This is a genomic window from Ruegeria sp. BHSC276 (assembly GCF_059612945.1).
This window is the reverse complement of sequence record NZ_JBXWRP010000005.1, coordinates 103,927-124,468: the sequence shown is the minus strand read 5'-3', so window position 1 is coordinate 124,468 and position 20,542 is coordinate 103,927. Positions and strand designations below refer to the sequence as shown.

Below are 20,542 nucleotides of genomic sequence, written 5' to 3'. Positions count from 1 at the left end.
AGGGAAAAAAGCTTTCTTTATACAAAGGGGTTCGAGGGTCAGGGTTCATAACAATAGGTAACGGTCGCGGCCAGAGCGATGGCCGTGAGGAAAACCTTTGAACAGCAATCATAACGCGTCGCCAGTCCTTGAGTCTGCCTAACATGATCTCAATGCGGTTGCGTCGTTTGTAGCGGCGCTTGTCGTACTTGATCGGTTTCTTTCGCTGTTTCCGGCCAGGGATGCATGCGCGTATCCCTTTGTCTTTCAACGCTTCTCTGAACCAATCCGCATCATAGCCGCGGTCGCCAAGCAACTAATCCACATTCGGCAGGCAGCTAAGCAGCGCCCGCGCGCCGACGTAGTCGCTGACTTGACCGGTGGTGACGAACAGGTCAATTTGTCGTCCCTGGCTGTCGCAGATGGCATGCAGCTTGGTGTTCATGCCGCCCTTGGTTCGGCCCCTCTCGGCAGATTGCTTTGCAATCGCCTGCCGGACAACGGATCAGGCGTCCACACCCTTCTTTTTGACGCCCATGCCGGTCGCGGTGCGGTGTGCCTTCAGATAGGTGGCATCGATCATCACGGTCTTCGTCTCGCCATGTTCGGCGGCCAGACCAGACATCATCCGGCCGAAGATGCCCTTGTCGCTCCTACGCTTCCAGCGATTGTAGAGTGTCTTGTGCGGACCATTAGCTGCAGGCGCATAGCGCCATCTTAACCCATTGCGATTGATGAAAATAATACCGCTTCACACACGCCGATCATCGACGCGGGGTTTGCCGTGGGGCTTCGGAAAGAGAGGCTCAAGACGCGCCATCTGCGCATCTGTCAGCCAGAAAAGATCAGACATGTTCACCGCTCGTTTTTGAACCATGAAACACGCCGTCACCCAGAACCCAAGGGGTCCTGACCCTAGCGACTGGAAAAGCGTTTTTACAGTAAGTTCAAATCAAGGTTTTCTGTTCAAAGAAGCATTGTCTTGCTGAGGTGCTCCCCGTTACGTCCGTGTCAGAGAATTTCATCCTCATCGAACATCGGGTCGTCTTCCAATTGCGCGCTGAGGTCTTCTACCGACTCGCCGGCCTGCTCAACTGACTCAACACGGCCAAGGTGGAACACGGCGTCGCCTTCGTTGACCACGGGCATCACTGCCCGGCCGACAATCAGCCCGTCGAACGGGGCAAGTATTTCCATCTCCTGCTCTCCGAACGGGTCCGAGACCGACCCCATCAGGTCGCCCTTGCGCACCAGTTCACCATCGGCTTTGTAGACGCGAAGGACGCCCCCCATCGGTGCGCGCAGCCATTTGCTGGAGTTGCAGAAATGCGGCTTGGCCTTGGGTTTTGAGATGCCTTTTACAGGAACCATCTTCATGTGCCGCATCACGCGCAGGATACCCGCGAGCCCCGCCCGTATCGACAGCTCGTCGAACCGCAGGCCTTCGCCGGCCTCGTAGAGCAGAACATCCGTTCCGGCTTCCTTGGCGGCGGCGCGCAGTGAACCATCGCGCAACGGTGATTTCATGACGATTGGCGCACCGAAAACCTCGGCCAGTTCCTTGGTGCGTGGGTTGTCCGGCGAGATCCGGATCTGCGGGTAATTCGTCCGATGGATCGCGGCCGAGTGCAGGTCGATCCCCAGATCGGACCGCGCCACGATCTCGGTCATGAAAAGATGCGCCAGCCGGGACGCAAGCGATCCGTGTTCGCTGCCCGGAAAGACGCGGTTCAAGTCACGCCGGTCGGGCAGGTAGCGGGAATGGCTGATGAACCCGAATGTGTTGACGATCGGTACCGCGATCAGCGTGCCCCTGAGCGTGGACAGGTTGGGCGCGCGCAGCAGGCGGCGGATGATCTCGACGCCGATCACCTCATCGCCATGCACGCCGCCGCTGACGAACAGCGTGGGGCCATCATACCGGCCATGCACGACATGGGCCGACATGGTGACCGGTGTGTGATCCGACAGCACGCTGACCGGCAGATACACGGTGAGCCGGGACCCCGGCGCCACCTTGGTTTTTCCGATCGTGAAATGAGGCCGCGTCTTCATGGATCAGCCTTTGCCTTTGGTTTTGGTCGCCCCGGCCTTGGCGTTCTTTTCAAGGAACTCGATCATCTTGCCGGCGATGTCCAGGCCGGTCGCCTTTTCAACGCCCTCCAGGCCGGGCGACGAGTTGACCTCCATCACCACCGGGCCGTGATTGGCGCGTAGCATGTCCACGCCGCAGGCGTTCAGGCCCATGGTCTTGGCGGCGCGCACGGCCGTGGCGCGTTCCTCGGGTGTCAGCTTGACCACCTGCGCCGATCCGCCTCGGTGCAGGTTCGAGCGGAAGTCGCCCTCGGCCCCGGTGCGCTTCATGGCGGCCACCACCTTGCCACCGATCACGATGGCGCGAATATCAGTTCCGCCGGCCTCTTTGATGAATTCCTGCAGCATGATGTTCACGCCGGCGCCGCGAAACGCCTCGACCACGGATTTCGCCGAGCGGTTGGTGTCGGCCAGAACCACGCCGATGCCTTGGGTGCCTTCCAGCAGCTTGATCACGATCGGCGCGCCGCCGGCCAGCTTCAGCACTTCTTCCGTCTGTTTCGGGTCATGGGCGAAGGTGGTGACAGGCAGACCGATACCGTCGCGCGCCAGCAGCTGCATCGAGCGCAGTTTGTCCCGCGACCGTCCGATCGCCACGCTTTCGTTCAGCGGGTAGACGCCCATCATCTCGAACTGACGCAGCACGGCCGTGCCGTAGAACGTGACCGAGGCCCCGATCCGCGGGATCACCGCGTCATAGCCCGTGAGCTTCTGCCCGTTGTAGTAGATCTCGGGGCGGCGGCTGGCGATGTTCATGTAGCATCGCAGCGTGTCGATGATGTCCAGCTCGTGCCCGCGCTCTTCGGCGGCGGCCTTCAGGCGCTGGTGGGTATACAGTTTGGCATTGCGCGCCAGCATGGCAATTTTCATTGGCTTACCTTTACTCTGCGTTTCCTGGGTTTCTTGCGCAGCAGGTGCGCGCGATTGGTGTGCACGGCGATGGAATGTTGTTTCAGCGCCGCGCGGCCGACGATCATTTGAAACTTCATGTTGCTGCGGTCAGTCAAAGACACGTCCAGCGGCCAGGTTTCATCGCCGACCCTGATGGTCGTCCGGATGACGATCCGGTTCTCGGGCACCCCGCTTGTGTTCTTGATGTCCCTCCTTTCCTTGATGGGCGCTTCGATCTTTACGAGGCCGTCGCCGGCCGTGTCCTCGGTCAGAAACGAAACCCATTGATGGCCGTCGCGCAGAAACCGTTTGATCTCCATCGCGTGCAGGGCCGAGGTCAGCGCCCCGGTGTCGATCTTGGCCTTGATGTTGTTCAGCGGCAGGTCGGGTAGATCGACGTATTCCATCCAACCTATGATCCGCGTCGTATTGTCCATGGTCCCGTCCTGTTTCTGTTTCATGTGTCACACCAACCACGGCATCAGCAATGTCGCCAGGCTGAGCACGAAGAAGAACCCGGCCATGTCGGTGATCGTGGTCAGCAGCGGCCCGCTGGCGGCGGCCGGGTCCTGACCCAGACGCTTGAGCATCAACGGGACCACGCCGCCGATCGACACGGCCAGCATCGTGTTCAGGGCCAGCGCGACGCCGATCACGATCCCCAGCGCCGGGTTGCCCTTCCAAAGCCACGCGACCACCCCGATCAGGATACCCAGCGCGATTCCGTTGATGACCCCGACCGAGATTTCCTTGACCCAGACCCTGAATGCATCCATCGGGCGCACCAGGCCAAGGCTGAGTTCGCGCATGGTGACGCCCACCGCCTGGTTGCCGGAACAGCCGCTCATGTCCGAGACCATCGGCAGGAAGATGGCCAGCGCGATGACGGCCGCCAGGGTTTCCTCGTAGGCTGAGATCACGCTGGCCGCGATGATGTTCAGCCCGATATTCGCGGTCAGCCATGCCAGACGGCGGCGCGACCGCAGCATCAGCGGCATCGAGCGCAGCTCGTCGCCCACCACACCCTGACGCTTCAGGCTTTCGCTTTCCGACCGTTCGCGGATCGCGTCGGCCACCGCCGTCCGCGACACCACCCCGACCAGGACGCCGTTTTCATCGACGACCGGCACGCCCAGGAACGGGTGCTCGTCAAACACGTCCTCAAGCTGGTCCAGCGGTGCATGCAAAGGAACCGTCAAGGGCGGCACCATGATCGTGGTCAGCTTGTCGCTTCGCTTCGCCGTCAGCAGGCTGCGCAGCGAGACCACACCGACCGCGCGCCCATCCGCATCGACGATATATGGGTGCTGACCACGATACCGCTCGAAATCCTCATCGTCCGATGCCAACTGGCGCAGAACGTTGCCGACGGTCTGATCGTCGCGGAACTTGAACACCTCGGACATCATGAGGCCGCCCGCGGTGTCGTCGTCATAGGCGCTCAGGCGACGGACATCGGCGGCCTCTTCCTCGTCCATTTCGGACAGGATGGCCTCGGCGTCCTCTTCTTCCAGTTCGCCGATCACGTCGGCCTGGATGTCGGAATCCAGCTGCTCGATGATCTCGGCCGCACGATCCGGTTCCAGCCGTTCGACCAGTTCGACGGCCATCTCGTTGGGGGCTTCCTCGATCAGGTCGGCTGCCAGTTCGACCGGTAGGATCTGCAGAACCGTATCCCGCTCCACCGGCGTCAGCTGCAACAGCTCGCGCAGCGCCTCGCTGCTGGTCAGCGGGTCCAGCAAGGCAACAAGATCTTCGGCGCGCGCGTCATCCGCCGCAGCCTTGATCCGCTGGGACAGATCTTCGGGTTCCAGAACGGTTTCTGCTGAATCGGTCATCGTCTCGTTGCCTCGCCTGTTGCGCCCGATGTATATTGGTGATAAATTTTTGTCTATAGGCAAAAAATTATGGCTAAATGGCATGCAGGAACTGGAACAGGTCGCAGAAAAGCTGGCTGAACTCTATGGGCGGGAATTCGGCGGAAAATCTTCGGGTCGATACCGGATTCCGCAAAAACTGCTGCGGGAGTTGTGCGGGCGTCGGCGTCTCTACGAGGACGACGTGACGGCGTTGTCTCGCGCATTGCTCGAGAAGGGTTATGTACTGATTGATATGGACAGCTTTTTCGTGGTCATGAGTGCGAATTCGTTTGTCAACTACAGGCGGGTGGGCAAGGACGTGTTGCACGGATCGGTTCCACCCGAATGACGGCGCAACCGTTTCAGGGTGGCACGATGAACACTGATGACCTGATTGCCTGTCCCGTGTGCGATGTGCTGCATCGTGATCGGGACGTGCCAAAGTACCGGATCGCCAGATGCGCGTGCTGCGGCTCGGTGCTGGCCGCGCCCAAATCGGGTGCGATGACACGTGTCACAATGCTGTCGGTGACCGCGTTGATCCTGCTTGTGGCCGCGGCAGGCTTTCCGTTTCTTGAACTCAACGCGCAGGGGCTGTCGCATCGCGCGTCGGTGTACGATGCCGTTCTGGCATTCTCGCAGGGGCCGATGGCCATTTTGTCTTTTGCCACGGCCTTCCTGATCGTGTTGCTGCCGGCGGCGCGGTTCTGTGCGCTGATCTACACGCTGGCGCCGATGGCCTTGGGGTGGCGTCCCGCCAAACACGCGGTGGAAGTCTATCGCTGGGCGGAATGGATCAAGCCCTGGGCCATGGCCGAGATCTTCATAATCGGGGTGGCGGTTGCGCTGGTCAAAGTGTCGGGCCTGGCCCGGGTCGATTTGGGGCCGGCGTTTTGGTCCTTTGCGGCGCTGCTGGTGGTCACGGTGATGACCGACAGCGCAATCTGCAGGATGACGGTATGGAAAACACTGAAAACGCGCAGCGATTCCTGACCGCCAGCCGCGCAGGGTTCATAGGCTGCCGGATGTGCGGGGCCGTCAATCCCGGGGGCTCTGGGGTTTGCACCCTGTGCGGCAGCGCGATTGCGCCGCCGGATCCGGCCAGCTTGCAAGCCGTTTGGGCCTGGCTGGCTGCCGGGCTGATTGCCTATGTCCCAGCCAATGTCTACCCGATGCTGCGCACGACCACGCTGGGGCACAGTTCGGAAAGCACGCTGATCGGCGGCATTGTCGAACTGTTTGCCCATGGCGCTTTCGGGGTCGGTTTCATCGTGTTTTTCGCCAGCATCTTCATCCCGATCGCAAAATTCGTGGCCATCGGATATCTGGCGATTTCGGTGCGCCGCCCGTCGACTCTGGACAGCCACAGCCGGCTGGTTCTGTTCGAGATTGTCGAGTTCATCGGCCGCTGGTCGATGATCGACGTGTTTGTCGTGGCGATCCTGACCGCGCTGGTCCAGCTTGACTTTGCAGCCAGCATCAGCCCCGGTATTGCCGCGGTAAGTTTCGCATTGTCGGTTGCTTTTACCATGCTGGCGGCCCAGAGTTTTGATCCGCGGCTAATTTGGGCCGCCAACAGCCGGAGCGCTGAATGACCCCCCCTGAACCTGCCGATCTGGATGTTTCGGAACCGCGCCCGTCGATGTGGCGCAACCTGTCGCCGATCTGGCTTGTGCCGCTGGTGGCCTTGCTGGTTTCGCTGGGTGTGGCGTGGAAATCCTATGCCGATCGCGGCATCCTGATCGAAATCACTTTCGAAAACGCCTCGGGGATCACCCCGGATGACACAACCGTCCGCTATCGGGACGTGGTGATCGGCAAGGTCGAGGACGTGGGATTTGCCGATGACCTGTCACGCGTGTCCGTATGGGCCCGCATCGACAAGGAGATTGCACCCTACCTTGATGAGGACGCGACCTTTTGGGTCGTGCGCCCCGAGGTCAGCGCGCGCGGCGTGTCCGGCCTCAGCACCGTCTTGTCCGGCGTCTATATCGAAGGTGCCTGGGATCAGACCACCGGCAAGGCGCGCACCCGCTTCGATGGTGCCGAAAGCCCACCCCTGGCCCACCCCGGTCGGGCCGGCCGGCGGATCACGCTGCGCACCGAGGATGGCCGCATGGTCTCCGAAGGCGCCCCGGTCTTGTTTCGCGGGATCGAGGTCGGACGGCTGGAACGCCCGCGTCTGACGGTCAGTGGCGACAGCATCGTGGTCGACGCCTTCATCGAGGCCCCGCACGACCGCCGCATCAACTCGGCAACGCGGTTCTGGGATTCGTCCGGGTTTTCGGTCTCAATCGGGGCAGGTGGGCTGTCGCTGGACGTGGACAGCATCGCCTCGCTGGTTGCAGGCGGCATCGAATTCGACACGGTGTTCGAGGGCGGCAGGCCGGTCAGTTCCGGCGCGGTCTTCGACATCTACCCCGACGAAGCGTCTGCCCGACGCACGGCGTTCGCCCGGTCGCGATCCGGCGGGGTCGAGGTTGCCGTTGCCTTCGATGAATCCGTTGCCGGCCTGACCAATGGCGCCGCCGTCAAGCTGGGCGGGGTTACGGTAGGCGAGGTTGGCAGTGTCAACGCCGTAATCGAGAACGAAAGCGACGAAGCCGAGGTGCGGCTGGTCGTGAAGCTGTTGCTTGACCCCGCGCTGATGGGGCTGCCGCAAGGTGCGGGCGAAGAGGAGGTTTTCGATTTTCTCGAACAGGCCGTCATCAACGGCATGCGGGCTCGTCTTGCCTCGTCCGGGTTGTTCAGTTCCGAGTTGTTCGTCGAACTGGCGATGCTGGAGGATGCTGACCCGGCGGAATTCCAGCGCGATGCCGAGCCGTTCCCGCTGCTGCCAAGCGCCCCGTCGGATTTGCCGGATTTCACGGCCACCGCAGAAGGGGCGTTGGAGCGGATCAGCAACCTGCCGATCGAGGAGTTGATTTCCCAGGCCGTCGACACCTTGGCCAGCATCGAGGCGCTGGTCTCGGATGAAAACATCCGCCAGGCCCCACAGGCGGCGGTGGCGCTGTTGCAGGACACCCGCGCGCTCGTGTCGGATCCAGAGACGCAGGCCTTGCCGGCCGAGCTGCGGGCGGCGATTGCCGGCCTGCGGTCCATAATGGCCGAACTGGAGCGGGGTCAGGCGGTCGCCAATCTGGCCTCTGCGCTGGAACAGGGCAGGAAGATCACGGCGAATCTGGCCGCGACCTCGGAAGAACTGCCCGCGCTGGTCGATGAATTCCGCACGCTCGCTGCCAAGGCCAACGCGCTGGAAGCCGAAGAGTTGATCCGGGCCGCCAATCAGTTGATATCCAGTGCCGACGCCTTGATCGGAACCGATGACGCCCGTGCGCTCCCTGGGGCGATGGTCGACGCGCTCGACGAGGTGCGGGCGACCCTGACTAGCCTGCGCGAGGGCGAAATGGTGGACAACGCCAACGCCGCGATGGCCTCGGCCCGCAGCGCCGCCGAAGCCGTCTCGGCGGCGACTGAGGATCTGCCGTCCCTGACCGCCCGGCTGGAGCAGTTGCTTGCCCAGTCCGAAGCCCTGCTGGCCGCTTACGGAGACAACTCGGCGTTCAACACCGAGGCGCTGAGCGTTCTGCGCGAGGTCAAGGCCGCCGCGCAGGCGGTGTCTTTGCTGGCCCGCAAGATCGAACGGAACCCGAATTCCCTGGTTTTTGGAAAATGACATGAAAAAAGCTGCGATACTGCTTTTGCCGATTGCCCTTTTGTCGGCCTGTTCAGGCGCAAACGATCCGCGCTACTTGATTGCGGCCCCTCCTGGGGAGCGCACCGCCAACCTGCGGTCACGCACGATCGAGGTGAGGCAGGTCTCGTTGCCGGCCTACGCCGCAGGATCGGATATCGTGGCGCAAGGCGAAGGTGGGGCACTGTTCACGCAAGATCGCGCGCAATGGGCCGATGATCCGGCGCGTGGCATGACTTCGGCCCTGGCACGCGGACTGAGCGAACGAACTGGCGCATCGGTCGCGGCCGAGCCCTGGCCGCTGAATACCGGCCCGGATGTCCGGCTGGATGTGCGTGTCGATCAGGCCTATGCCCGCGCCGACGGCAATTTCGAATTGTCGGGCCAATACGCGGTCTCATCACCTGAACGAACCGTTCGCGAGTTGGTGCGGCGTTTCGATATCGTGACGCCGATTGTCGGATCAGGCGCGCCGGCCACTGCCAATGCGTTGGGCCGAGCGCTGGCCGAGTTGTCCAGGCAGATATCGCAAGCGATGTGAGGGGAAGTGGCCGCTGAGGGGCCTCGGGGTAGCTACCTCGATCTAAAAGTACAGGACGCACGATAGTCACGGCGCACCATGAAGCGTGGGATCTACAAACCCTCGCGGGGTGTGAGTATCGGCTTCCAGAAATCTCCCAAAGAACTGGCATGGCGCTCGAGTACGACGCCACGCGCAGACTTTTGGGCAAAGCGCGCAAGCTTATGCGGCGAGCGCAAGCTTATGGGCGGTCGTACACCACCTCAGAAATCCAGGTTCTCGACGCTCAGCGCGTTTTTCTGGATGAACTCGCGGCGCGGCTCAACAACGTCGCCCATCAGCTTGGTGAACAAATCATCTGCCTCGACCATGTCATCGACACGCACCTGCAACAGCGTCCGCGCGTCGGGGTCCAGCGTGGTTTCCCAAAGCTGATCGGGATTCATCTCACCCAAGCCCTTGTACCGCTGCAGCGACAGACCCTTTTCACCCTCTTCCAGGATCGCGCGCAACAGGTCCAGCGGGCCGTGGATCACCTGTACCCGATCCCGTCGGACCAAAGTGGCCGGCAGGCTATAGACCTCTTGCAGGCTCTGGGTGAAGCTGCCGGTCTTGCGCGCCTCGCCGGATCGCAGCATCGGGCCATCCAGCGTCCGCACTTCCTCGACGCCGCGCAGGATGCGGGCCAGGCGGATACCGTGATCCTGCGTGATCCGGCCCTGCCAGCCGCGCTCGTATTCCAGCGCGATCAAATCCAGCCGCGCGGCGACCTTGTCGGCCACGCCCTGAAGGTCAGCATCCACCGCGCCAGGTACGAAGGCTCCCGCAACCGCGGCCTGTTCCAGGATATGCCGCGGGTAGTGCGTCGGGAATGCATCCAGCACGCGTTTGAGTTGCCGTGCCTCGTCGACCACGCGGGCCAGATCCTGCCCCACGATTTCTTCGCCCGACCCCAGCCTGAGCACCGCGCCCTCGATCCCCTGGTTGATCAGATAGTCGTCCAGAGCGGCCTGATCCTTCAGGTAGACCTCGGACTTGCCACGCGAAACCTTGTAGAGCGGCGGCTGCGCAATATAGAGATAGCCGCCTTCGATCAACTCGGGCATCTGCCGATAGAAGAAGGTCAAGAGCAGGGTGCGGATATGCGCGCCGTCAACGTCGGCATCGGTCATGATGACGATCTTGTGGTAGCGCAGCTTCGAAATGTCGAATTCGTCCCGCCCGATCCCGGTGCCCAGCGCCATCACGAGGTTGCCGATCTCCTGACTGGACAGCATCCGGTCGAAGCGCGCGCGCTCCACGTTCAGGATCTTGCCGCGCAGGGGCAGAACCGCCTGCGTCAGACGATCGCGGCCGGTCTGGGCCGAACCACCGGCCGAGTCCCCCTCGACCAGGAACAGTTCGGTCTTGGACGGATCCTTCTCGGAACAATCCTTGAGCTTGCCGGCCAGATAGTTCACGTCCATCGCCGTCTTGCGGCGTGTCAGTTCGCGCGCCTTGCGGGCGGCCTCGCGCGCCAGCGCGGCCTCGATGATCTTGCTGACGATGGTCTTGGCCTCGTTGGGGTTTTCCTCGAACCACTCGGCCAGTTTCTCGTTCATCAGCCCTTCGACCGCAGGGCGCACCTCGGAGCTGACCAGCTTGTCCTTGGTCTGGCTCGAGAATTTCGGGTCGGGCACCTTGACCGACAGCACGCAAGTCAGACCTTCGCGCGCGTCATCGCCGGTAAAGTTGACCTTTTCTTTCTTCGCGATCCCGCTGGACTGGGCATAGTTGTTGATCGTGCGCGTCAGGGCGGCGCGGAAACCGGCCACATGGGTGCCGCCATCCCGCTGCGGGATGTTGTTGGTGAAGGGCAGGACCGTCTCGTGATAGCTGTCGTTCCACCACATCGCGATCTCGACGCCGATCTCGTCGCGCTCGCCCGTGATATAGATGGGCTCGGGCATCATCGGCGTCTTCGAGCGGTCGAGATACTTCACGAACTCCTTGACGCCACCCTCGTAGAACAGCTCGGTCTCCAGCCGCTCGGCCGGGCGCTCGTCGATCAAAATGATCCGCACGCCCGAATTCAGGAAGGCCAACTCGCGCAGTCGCTTTTCCAGCGTCTCGAAGGAATAGTCGAGGTTCGAGAACGTGTCGGTCGAGGCCAGGAACCGCACCTCGGTTCCGGTCCGGTCGCCACATTCGCCAACCACCTTCAGGTGCTCGGCGGTCTCGCCGCGTTCGAACCGGGCGAAATGTTCCTTGCCGTTGCGCCAGATGCGCAACTCCAGCCAGTCGGACAGGGCGTTTACCACCGACACGCCCACGCCGTGCAGGCCGCCCGACACCTTGTAGGAGTTCGAGTCGAATTTCCCGCCGGCGTGCAGCTGGGTCATGATGACCTCGGCCGCCGAGACGCCTTCTTCGGGGTGGATGTCCACCGGAATCCCGCGGCCATTATCGCTGACCGAGACGCTGGAATCGGCGTGAATCTTGACCGTCACATGGTCGGCGTGACCGGCCAGAGCCTCGTCGATGCCGTTGTCCACGACCTCGTACACCATGTGGTGCAGGCCCGAGCCGTCGTCGGTGTCGCCGATATACATCCCGGGGCGTTTGCGGACAGCCTCCAACCCCTTGAGAACCTTGATAGATTCCGCGCCGTATTCCTGATTTGCCTGTGCGTCTTCGGACATGCCGTCAGTACCTATATTATTTTGGTAACTTATACGTTCTCTGGTGGGGAATGTCACGTCATCCCCCCAGATTTTGTGCCGGTTCTTTCGGGCGCGGACCAAGCTGATTTGCCGACCTCAGACGGTCACAACCGATCCAGATCGGCGGCGATGTCAGCGGCGATTTGGCGGGCATCGACATCGCCGCGCTCGGCCGACAGGCGCAGGCCCAAAAGGTCGGATTGATAGCGCGCCGCCAGCCGTTCGGGATCATGGTCGGCTCCGATCTGCCCTTCCGCCTGCGCCTGCCGGAACAGATCGGCGAAACAGGCTTTCATTCGCGACAGATGGGTCGCGGCCAGTTGCGCCAGATCGTGGTTCTTGGCGCTCAACTCGGCATAGGTCTTGGCCAGCATGCAGGCCTTTGCGGGCGCATTCGCAGCCTCGACGACCAAACGCGGCTGGTTTTTGAGCGCACCCAGCGGCCCCAGCTCCCGGGCCAGGGCGTCAAGCCGGGCAATACCTTCATCCGCATAGCGCTCCAGCGTCAGGGCATACAAGGCATCCTTTGACCCGAAGGCGGCGTAAAAGCTGCCTGGCTTCAACTTCAACGCACGCTCGAGATCCTTCAGGGATGTGCCCGCCCAGCCCTGACGCCAGAACAGGTCTCGGGCCTGCGCGATCAGCGCGTCACGGTCATAGGCAGGTTTGCGGGGCATGTGATCACCAATTCTTGAGCGATTACTCAAATATATACTTGAGTGATCACTCAATAAAGCCTATTTCGGACTCAGCCGCCAGAAAAGGAGACCCGAAATGGCCGAATTCCCCTCGCATGACCTGAACACCGCCCCCGAAGGCTCAAAACCCCTGCTCGAGAAATCGCAGGCCGCGTTTGGCCGCCTGCCGGGCCTGCACAAGGTCATGTCCGAAAGCCCTCAGCACCTTGAGGCCTATCAGGTTCTGCACCACCTTTTCCTGCAGACCGATTTCGACAATGACGAGAAAACCGTCGTCTGGCAGACCATCAACGTGGAAAACGAATGCCACTATTGCGTTCCGGCCCATACCGGCATCGCCAAGATGATGAAGGTGTCGGACGAGATCACCGAAGCGCTGCGCAATGAAACCCCGCTGCCCTCGCCCAAGCTCGAGGCGCTGCGGACGTTCACGCTTCAGGTGATGAACCAACGCGGCAACGTGACCGACGCGCAGTTGCAGGCGTTCTTCGATGCGGGTTATTCGCACCGCGCTGTTCTGGACGTGATCCTGGGCCTGGCGCAGAAAACTATGTCGAACTACGTCAACCACATGGCCCGGACACCGGTGGACGAAGTGATGCGTCCGTTCCTGTGGGAACGCAAGGTCGGCGAGCCGGCCTGATCCGGTCAGGCGGGGGTGACGGTCGAGCCGTCACCCGCGTCATTGACCACGAAAGACTGCACCCGATCGCCCAGTTCGGTAAACAGCTCGGGGCCTGTTCCGGTCATCCAGGCCTGCGCCCCCAGCGCGCAGATTTCATCATACAGCGCCGCCCGGCGGTCTGCGTCCAGATGGGCCGCCACCTCGTCCAGCAACAGGATCGGCGGCGCCCCGACCTGCGCGGCCAGCGCCCGCGCATTGGACAGAATCAGCGACACCAGAAGCGCCTTCTGCTCTCCGGTCGAACACTCACTGGCCGCAACGCCTTTGGCCGCATAGACCCCATGCAGATCCGACCGGTGCGGCCCCACCAATGTGCGCCCCGCCGACAGGTCGCGGAACCGGCTTTCGGCCAACGCCTCCAACAGATCCTGCGCGCTTTCGGGCATGTCCCCTTCGGACTGAACAAGTTCCAGTTCCGCCGAGGGAAAGGCGGTCTCGGCCTGTTCCTGCGCTGCGCGCAACTGCGCCAGAGCACCCAGCCGCGCAGTATGAATGCGATGCCCGGTTTCGGCCATCTGTGCCTCGAGCGCCGCGTACCAATGCGCGTCACGCACCTGCTCTTTCAGCAGGCGGTTCCGTTCGCGCATGGCCTTTTCATAGGTCAACGCCGCCTCGGCATGGCTTGGGTCGAAACTCAGCGTCACCCGGTCCAGAAAGCGCCGTCGGCCTTCGGCGCCTTCGATCCAAAGCCGGTCCATCGCGGGCATCAGCCAGACGACCCGCGACAGCTTGCCCAGATCGATCTGGCTGGCTGCCTTTCCGTCGATCCGAACCTGCCGCGCCGCACCTCCCTCCGACCAGGTTTCGATCTCGGACCGGCGGCCCTGAACGTCCAGCAGACCGCTCAGCTTCCAGCCCAGCGCCTCGGGCCGGCGCGTCATCTCGGCGGCACTGGCCCGGCGCATGCCGCGGCCGGGCGAAAACAGGGATACTGCTTCGAGGATATTGGTCTTGCCGGCCCCGTTCGGTCCGTACAAGGCCACCGGCCGCCCGTCCAGCGCCAATCGCGCCAGCTTGTGCGACCGAAAATGCGAAACCTTCAATTCGGTCAGGGCCAAAGCCATGACCCCTCCCTTCATCCTTGCACAAACACGCGCTCCGGACGCACCCCGCGCCCGCGCGATCAGACGCGCATCGGCATCACGACATAGACCGCGCTCTGGTCATTGCCTTCGCGCATCAGGGTCGGGTCGCCCGCCGAGTTAAACAGGAACACCGCGTTCTCGCGGTCCACCTGGCTTGCGATTTCCAGCAGGTATTTGGCGTTGAACCCGATTTCCAACCGTTCGTCGCCATAGGCCACGGCCAGTTCTTCCTCGGCCGCACCGCTGTCCGGCGCATTCACCGACAGGACCAGCTTGTCGTTTTCCAACTGCAGTTTGACCGCACGGGACCGCTCGGACGATACGGTGGCCACCCGGTCGACGGCCTGGGCAAATTCTGCCGCGTCCACTTCCAGCTTGCGGGTGTTGTTCTGCGGAATCACGCGGGTGTAGTCGGGGAAGGTTCCATCGATCACCTTCGAGGTCAGCGTGATGTCGGGCGTGGCAAAGCGCACCTTGGTTTCGCTGACCGACACCGCAATATCCATGTCGTCATCTTCCAAAAGCTTGCGCAGCTCACCCACCGTTTTGCGCGGAACGATCACGCCCGGCATGTCCTCGGCCCCCGCCGGAAGATCGGCGTCAATCCGGGCCAGGCGGTGGCCGTCGGTGGCCACGCAACGCAGAACCTTTCCGCCTTCGGGGCCATCGGCCACATGCATGTAGACACCGTTCAGGTAATACCGCGTCTCTTCGGTCGAGATGGCGAATTTCGACTTGTCGAACAGCCGCCGCAGCAGGGCCGCCGAAGCGGTGAAGTTCGACTGGTACTCCGAGGACGCCATCACCGGGAAATCCTCTTTCGGCAGGGTCGCCAGCGAGAAGTTCGACCGCCCCGCCTCGACCGTCAGTCGCCCCGCCGCGCTGTCGGCGGTCAGCGTGACCAGCGCGCCATCGGGCAGCTTGCGCACGATCTCGTGCAGGGTCGTGGCCGCAACCGTGGTTGCACCCGCCTTCTCGACCTGCGCGGGGGCCTTGTCGACCACCTCGATATCCAGATCGGTCGCGCGGAACAGAACCTGATCGCCCTCGGCCTCGATCAGCACGTTGGCCAGGATTGGAATCGTGTTGCGGCGTTCCACAACGGATTGGGCCTGCGAAACGGCCTTGAGCAGCGTGCCGCGTTCGATGCTGATCTTCATACCCTCAATTCCTCTGATTTGAGTGCTTACATGGGCGGGACTGGCAAGTTAGCGGTTCAGCCCTGAGGCACAAGGATTTTTTACCGTTTTCTGTGTCGGAACGTGCAAACCGTCAAGGTCCCGCGCAGCCCTGCACTGCAGTTCCGGGGAAATCGTGGAAAAATGCGCACAGAAAAACCGCCCCCGCGCAGGGCCGGGGCGGTTTGCCGAATTGCAGGGGCTCAGGCTTCGAGCGCGCGGCGCAGCATCTCGACATCTTCGGCGATCTGACCGTCGGTCAGCTTCAGCTCTTCGATGCGTTTGACGCCGTGCATGACGGTGGTGTGGTCGCGCCCGCCAAAGCGGCGGCCAATCTCGGGCAGCGACCGGCTGGTCAGCTGCTTGCACAGATACATCGCCACCTGACGCGGCCGGGCATAGGACCGCAGGCGTTTCGGCCCGATGATGTCGGACAGGCGAATGTTGTAATAGTCGGAAACCTTGCGCTGGATCTCTTCGACGGTGATCTTGCGCTCGGAGGCGCGCAGCACGTCGGCCAGACAGTCCTGCGTAAGCTCCATGTCGATCTCGCGACCGACCAGCGAGGCAAAGGCGAACAGCCGGGTCAGTGCCCCTTCCAGAACGCGCACGTTGGTCGAGATGCGATGGGCCAGGAATTCCAGAACGCCATCGGCGATTTTCAGATCGGGATAGGTTTTGGTGTGTTGCTGGACCTTGGTCTGCAGAATGCCCAGGCGCAATTCGTAATCGGTGGGATGCAGGTCAACCACCAGGCCGCATTGCAGGCGCGACTTGACCCGCTCTTCCAGGTCCTTGATCTCACCCGGCGCGCGGTCGGCCGAGATGATGATCTGCTTGTTCTGATCCACCAGCGCGTTGAAGGTGTGGAAGAATTCCTCCTGCGTCGAATCCTTACCGGCGATGAACTGCACGTCATCGACCATCAGCACGTCGACCGAGCGGAACAGGTGTTTGAAATCCATCATTCGGCGTTCGCGCAGGGCCTGTACGAAGCGGTACATGAACTGTTCAGCCGACAGGTACAGCACGTTTAGCTCGGGGCGTTTGGTCTTCAGCTCCCACGCGATGGCGTGCATCAGGTGCGTCTTGCCCAGTCCGACGCCGCCATACAGAACCAGCGGGTTGAAGGTGACGGGGCCGCCTTCCGAAACACGGCGCGCGGCGGCATGGGCCAGTTCGTTGGGCTTGCCGACGACGAAGCTGTCGAAGGTAAAGCGCGTGTCCAGCGGTGCGGCCTGCAACGACTCGAGCGCATCATTCGCGACCGACGCTTCAACCGGCATGTCGATTTCGGCAGGCTGGGGCTTGTTTTCCACGGCGGGGGCTGCGGGGCGTGCGGGCGAATTCGCGGCCACGCGGAACGCCAGGCGCTGGACCGATTCTCCGGCCGTGTTCAGTTCGTACAGGATGAGGTCAGCGAAATTCTGGCTGACGTAGTTGCCCATGAAGTTGGTCGGAACTGAAAATACGGCCACGCCACCTTTCAATTCCTGAAATTCCAGAGGTTCGATCCAGGTCGTAAAATTGTTCCGGCCCACAGCCTTGAGCAATTTATTACGCAGTTGTCCCCATTTTTCTTGTGTCATCCAGCGCCTCACGCATCCCATCTTTATTGGCCAGCCGGCCTTTTTTTTGTAACCGGTCTCCCGGCTCTTTCGCGTTCACTCGACAACAGCTTCCTGTTCGCCAAAACCGGTCGGTCTGGCGTCAGAAACGTGCTTTCCGCCAACGCTCTGTTCTGGCACATCCGAATCCACGGATGCTGGGCCGGCAGAGCGCGCCACAGATTGCAATTTATTGACAGGGCCAAGATCACCGGCAGACCCGAGATCCCGAGCAGATCGACGAACCCGGCAGAACCGGTCGCCGACATTCGTCCCCGAACCCTTCCGATGCCCGTCGGTCAGATCGCGGAAACAGCCTGTCCCCCCAAGCGAGTGAATCGCTGAATATGTCGTAGCAAGAGGCAGAGGGGCCGGGCAACGAAACTCTGATATTGACTCGGGTCTTCGGGCGAAAGAATCTCTCGGTTTTGTGAAGGCGCGGCATTCTGGCAACAACGCAAAAGGCGCCGCACGGGGCGACGCCTTTTTGTTCGTAAATCGTCAACGATTGTTGACGTAAAGTTAGCCCAGCGCTTTGACCCGTGCCGACAGGCGCGACATTTTGCGGGCTGCAGTGTTCTTGTGGAACACGCCTTTGGTGACGCCGCGCATCAGTTCGGGCTGGGCCGCGCGCAGGGCTGCGGTTGCGGCTTCCTTGTCGCCGGATGCGATTGCTTCTTCGACCTTACGAAGGAAGGTGCGGATGCGCGAACGACGTGCTTTGTTGATTGCATAACGCTTCTCGTTCTGACGAGCGCGCTTCTTTGCCTGGGGCGAGTTTGCCATGTGTCTCTGACCTTTGTTCGGTACGTTTGTCTAGGGTTGCACGTCACGGATATCCCCGCACCGGATCAGAAATCACGAGTGTGAATCGGGCCAAGCGGGCCGCACGCGCATGTATGGTCGCGGTCAATAGCCAAGTTTTCAGGCTTTGCCAAGCCGATTCTCGGCCTTGTTGCCCGCCGGAAAAAAGGCGGGCAGCGCCCGCCTGATCCAACGGTCCTGTCGGCGCCACCTATTTGTCGCGGAACTGGGCCGCGCGCTTTTCAAGGAATGCGGCCATGCCCTCTTTCTGATCCTCGGTGGCGAACATCGAGTGGAACACGCGCCGCTCGAACAGCATGCCCTCGCTCAGCGGCACCTCGTAGCTGCGGTTGACCGCCTCTTTCGCGGCCATCGCGGTCAGCAGCGATTTCTCGGCGATCTTCTGGGCCGCGCCGGTCGCCTCTTCGATCAGCTTCTTGGCCGGCACCACGCGCGACACGAGGCCCGAGCGCTCGGCCTCCTCGGCATCCATGAACCGGCCGGTCAGGTTCATGTCCATCGCCTTGGACTTGCCCACGAACCGCGTCAGGCGCTGGCTGCCGCCCATCCCGGCGATGACGCCCAGATTGATTTCCGGCTGGCCGAACTTAGCGGTGTCTGCAGCGATGATGAAATCGCACATCATGGCCAGCTCGCACCCTCCGCCCAGCGCATAGCCCGCCACCGCCGCGATGATCGGCTTGCGGATCGCGGTAATCCGGTCATTGGCGTCTGCGAAAAGGTTGCTGGTGTAGACATCGACAAAGCTCATCTCGGACATCTCCTTGATGTCCGCGCCCGCGGCGAATGCCTTTTCCGATCCGGTGATGACGATGCAGCGCACCTTGTCATTGGTATCCGCGTCCTCGAGCGCCTCGCACAGCTCACCCAGAAGCTGAGTGTTCAGCGCATTCAACGCATCGGGTCTGTTGAGCTTGATAAGGGCGACGTGGTCTTCGATTTCGACGATGATCGTCTCAAAAGCCATGAGGTCTGAGCTTTCGGTTGTTCCGTTCAGGTCCAATTCCTTACCACGCGAAAAACTCGGATCAAGCTATCTTTGGCATTGCGCGCAATAGAAGGTCGACCGCCCCGACTGGGTGATTCTGCGGATCTCGGCCCCGCAGCCCTCGGTCCGGCAGGGCTGGCCCTCGCGCCCGTAGACGTCGAAACTGTGCTGAAAATATCCAAGCTCTCCATCGGCTTGCCGGAAATCGCGCAGTGAGGATCCACCGGCCTCGATGGCCTCGGTCAGCACCGTCCGGATCACCGGAACCAGGGCTCCGACACGCCCGGCCGAGATCTGACCCGCCTTGCGACGTGGCGACACTCTGGCGCGGTAGAGCGCCTCGCAGACATAGATGTTTCCCAGCCCGGCAACGATTCTCTGATCCAGCAGCGCCGCCTTGACCGGTGTGGACCGGCCGCGGAAGGCGTCGATCAGATAGGTTTCGTTGAAATCGTTGCCCAGCGGTTCCGGCCCCAGCACGGCCAGCAGCTTGTGCTGCTCGGCGGTGGCCGTGGGCATCAGATCCATCGCCCCGAACCGGCGCGGGTCATTGAAGGTGATGCGCGCACCATTGGCCATGTGAAACACCACGTGGTCATGCTTCTGCGGCATCGGATGATGATGTACGAACTGTCCCAGCGGATCGCCCGACACGGTCATGCGGCCCGACATGCCCAAGTGAATCAACAGAGTCTCGCCGCCGCTCAGATCGGCCAGGATGTATTTCGACCGCCGCCGCAGACGCTCGACCCGCTGGCCGGTCAACCGTTCGGCCATCCGCTCGGGGAACGGCCAGCGCAGATCAGGGCGGTTCACGTCCGCCCTTTCGATCACCACGCCTTCCATCGCCGGGGCAAGGCCGCGTCTTACTGTCTCGACCTCGGGCAATTCGGGCATTACACGGCTCCTATTCCAAAGGGCCGCATTGTGCCCCGGTTTCCAGGCCCTATAACAGAGACGAAATTCGACGAACGGCAAGGCTTATGTCCGACAACAGCGACAAGACCACTCATTTCGGTTTCGAAACCGTCCCCGAGGCCGAAAAGGCCGGGCGCGTGCAGGGCGTATTCAACTCGGTCGCGTCGAAATACGACGTAATGAACGACGTGATGTCGATGGGCATCCACCGGGTCTGGAAGGACGCGATGATGGACTGGCTGGCGCCACGCCCTGGCCAGCGCCTGTTGGACGTGGCGGGCGGTACGGGCGACATCTCATTCAGGTTCCTCAAACGCGCGGGCCACGGCCATGCCACCGTTCTGGATCTGACCGAGCCGATGCTGATCGAGGGCCGCAAGCGCGCTGAGGCTGCGCAGATGGCCGACAGCCTGGACTGGGTGGTCGGCGACGCGATGGCCCTGCCCTTCGAGGACAACACCTTCGACGTCTACACCATTTCCTTCGGCATCCGGAACGTGACCCGCCCGCAAGAGGCTCTGAACGAGGCCTACCGCGTGCTCAAACCCGGCGGGCGACTGATGGTGCTGGAATTCAGCCAGCTGCCCAATGACGGGCTGCAGAAACTCTATGACCTCTACAGCTTCAACGTGATCCCGCGCATGGGGCAGCTGATCGCGAATGACCGCGACAGCTATCAATACCTGGTTGAATCGATCCGCAAGTTCCCAGATCAGGATACCTTTCTGGGCATGGTGCGCGCCGCCGGGTTCGAGAACGCGAAATACCGCAACCTCAGCATGGGCATCGCCGCCCTGCATTCCGGCTGGAAGATCTGAC

The 20,542-nt window shown here is 62.0% G+C and carries 19 protein-coding genes and 1 pseudogene; 7 read left to right on the top strand and 13 right to left on the bottom strand.

Annotated features, from left to right (window positions below; genetic code table 11):
- Positions 1 to 38: 38 nt before the first annotated feature.
- The 5 genes and pseudogenes from AC2FMD_RS09665 to mgtE all read right to left on the bottom strand — a co-directional run bounded on the left by AC2FMD_RS09665 (position 39) and on the right by mgtE (position 4,802).
- Positions 39 to 832, bottom strand: a pseudogene (locus AC2FMD_RS09665) (IS5 family transposase).
- 158 nt (positions 833 to 990) lie between these two features.
- A complete protein-coding gene (locus AC2FMD_RS09660; protein WP_496741455.1) occupies positions 991 to 2,034 on the bottom strand; it encodes a succinylglutamate desuccinylase/aspartoacylase family protein in 1,044 nt (347 codons plus the stop codon).
- Between the two features lie 3 nt (positions 2,035 to 2,037).
- Positions 2,038 to 2,943: a 30S ribosomal protein S6--L-glutamate ligase gene (rimK, locus tag AC2FMD_RS09655; RefSeq protein ID WP_496681862.1), complete on the bottom strand. Its 906-nt coding sequence runs from the start codon at positions 2,941 to 2,943 to the stop codon at positions 2,038 to 2,040.
- Complete coding sequence (locus AC2FMD_RS09650; protein ID WP_496681863.1) at positions 2,940 to 3,425, bottom strand: ATP-dependent zinc protease family protein; 486 nt, start codon at positions 3,423 to 3,425, stop codon at positions 2,940 to 2,942. Before AC2FMD_RS09650 ends, rimK begins: the two co-directional genes overlap by 4 nt.
- Before the next feature lie 3 nt (positions 3,426 to 3,428).
- Complete coding sequence (gene mgtE, locus AC2FMD_RS09645; protein WP_496741453.1) at positions 3,429 to 4,802, bottom strand: magnesium transporter; 1,374 nt, start codon at positions 4,800 to 4,802, stop codon at positions 3,429 to 3,431.
- 82 nt (positions 4,803 to 4,884) lie between these two features.
- On the opposite strand from mgtE, the gene AC2FMD_RS09640 reads away from it, so the two are divergent.
- From AC2FMD_RS09640 to AC2FMD_RS09620, 5 genes are read left to right on the top strand one after another with little or no spacing between them, the layout of a single operon-like run.
- The gene (locus AC2FMD_RS09640; RefSeq protein WP_496687571.1) at positions 4,885 to 5,172 is read left to right on the top strand and encodes a hypothetical protein; all 288 of its coding nucleotides are present in this window, start codon (positions 4,885 to 4,887) and stop codon (positions 5,170 to 5,172) included.
- Between the two features lie 26 nt (positions 5,173 to 5,198).
- Positions 5,199 to 5,816, top strand: coding sequence for a paraquat-inducible protein A (locus AC2FMD_RS09635; protein WP_496687569.1), 618 nt, complete (start codon positions 5,199 to 5,201; stop codon positions 5,814 to 5,816).
- Entirely contained in the window at positions 5,783 to 6,418 is a 636-nt protein-coding gene (locus AC2FMD_RS09630; protein ID WP_496687568.1) for a paraquat-inducible protein A, read from the top strand. Before AC2FMD_RS09635 ends, AC2FMD_RS09630 begins: the two co-directional genes overlap by 34 nt.
- Positions 6,415 to 8,499, top strand: a complete 2,085-nt coding sequence (locus AC2FMD_RS09625; RefSeq protein WP_496794964.1) for an MlaD family protein — start codon at positions 6,415 to 6,417, stop codon at positions 8,497 to 8,499. The genes AC2FMD_RS09630 and AC2FMD_RS09625 overlap by 4 nt, the downstream gene beginning before the upstream one ends.
- A 1-nt stretch (position 8,500) precedes the next feature.
- A complete protein-coding gene (locus tag AC2FMD_RS09620) occupies positions 8,501 to 9,058 on the top strand; it encodes a PqiC family protein (RefSeq protein WP_496794963.1) in 558 nt (185 codons plus the stop codon).
- A gap of 242 nt (positions 9,059 to 9,300) precedes the next feature.
- On the opposite strand, the gene gyrB is transcribed toward AC2FMD_RS09620, so the two are convergent.
- Positions 9,301 to 11,718 (bottom strand): DNA topoisomerase (ATP-hydrolyzing) subunit B, encoded by a 2,418-nt coding sequence (gene gyrB, locus AC2FMD_RS09615; protein WP_496687563.1) that lies wholly within the window; start codon positions 11,716 to 11,718, stop codon positions 9,301 to 9,303.
- Between the two features lie 125 nt (positions 11,719 to 11,843).
- Positions 11,844 to 12,416 carry a TetR/AcrR family transcriptional regulator gene (locus tag AC2FMD_RS09610; RefSeq protein WP_496741445.1) on the bottom strand — a complete coding sequence of 191 codons (573 nt, stop codon included), beginning with the start codon at positions 12,414 to 12,416 and terminating at the stop codon, positions 11,844 to 11,846.
- A gap of 97 nt (positions 12,417 to 12,513) precedes the next feature.
- Here AC2FMD_RS09610 and AC2FMD_RS09605 point away from each other — a divergent pair, with 97 nt between their 5' ends.
- Positions 12,514 to 13,080, top strand: a complete 567-nt coding sequence (locus tag AC2FMD_RS09605) for a carboxymuconolactone decarboxylase family protein (RefSeq protein ID WP_496794962.1) — start codon at positions 12,514 to 12,516, stop codon at positions 13,078 to 13,080.
- Positions 13,081 to 13,085: 5 nt separating this feature from the next.
- On the opposite strand, the gene recF is transcribed toward AC2FMD_RS09605, so the two are convergent.
- The 6 genes from recF to mutM all read right to left on the bottom strand — a co-directional run bounded on the left by recF (position 13,086) and on the right by mutM (position 19,702).
- Entirely contained in the window at positions 13,086 to 14,186 is a 1,101-nt protein-coding gene (gene recF, locus AC2FMD_RS09600) for a DNA replication/repair protein RecF (protein ID WP_496794961.1), read from the bottom strand.
- A gap of 59 nt (positions 14,187 to 14,245) precedes the next feature.
- The gene (gene dnaN / locus AC2FMD_RS09595; protein ID WP_496712189.1) at positions 14,246 to 15,367 is read right to left on the bottom strand and encodes a DNA polymerase III subunit beta; all 1,122 of its coding nucleotides are present in this window, start codon (positions 15,365 to 15,367) and stop codon (positions 14,246 to 14,248) included.
- A 221-nt stretch (positions 15,368 to 15,588) separates the two neighbouring features.
- Positions 15,589 to 16,974, bottom strand: a complete 1,386-nt coding sequence (gene dnaA / locus AC2FMD_RS09590) for a chromosomal replication initiator protein DnaA (RefSeq protein WP_496712191.1) — start codon at positions 16,972 to 16,974, stop codon at positions 15,589 to 15,591.
- Between the two features lie 540 nt (positions 16,975 to 17,514).
- Positions 17,515 to 17,778, bottom strand: coding sequence for a 30S ribosomal protein S20 (rpsT, locus tag AC2FMD_RS09585; RefSeq protein ID WP_005979273.1), 264 nt, complete (start codon positions 17,776 to 17,778; stop codon positions 17,515 to 17,517).
- A 229-nt stretch (positions 17,779 to 18,007) separates the two neighbouring features.
- Positions 18,008 to 18,784, bottom strand: coding sequence for an acryloyl-CoA hydratase (acuK, locus tag AC2FMD_RS09580; protein WP_496712193.1), 777 nt, complete (start codon positions 18,782 to 18,784; stop codon positions 18,008 to 18,010).
- Positions 18,785 to 18,850: 66 nt separating this feature from the next.
- The gene (gene mutM, locus AC2FMD_RS09575; RefSeq protein WP_496712195.1) at positions 18,851 to 19,702 is read right to left on the bottom strand and encodes a bifunctional DNA-formamidopyrimidine glycosylase/DNA-(apurinic or apyrimidinic site) lyase; all 852 of its coding nucleotides are present in this window, start codon (positions 19,700 to 19,702) and stop codon (positions 18,851 to 18,853) included.
- Positions 19,703 to 19,788: 86 nt separating this feature from the next.
- Between mutM and ubiE the strand changes: the two genes are divergently transcribed.
- Complete coding sequence (gene ubiE, locus AC2FMD_RS09570) at positions 19,789 to 20,541, top strand: bifunctional demethylmenaquinone methyltransferase/2-methoxy-6-polyprenyl-1,4-benzoquinol methylase UbiE (protein ID WP_496683794.1); 753 nt, start codon at positions 19,789 to 19,791, stop codon at positions 20,539 to 20,541.
- Position 20,542: the final 1 nt, after the last annotated feature.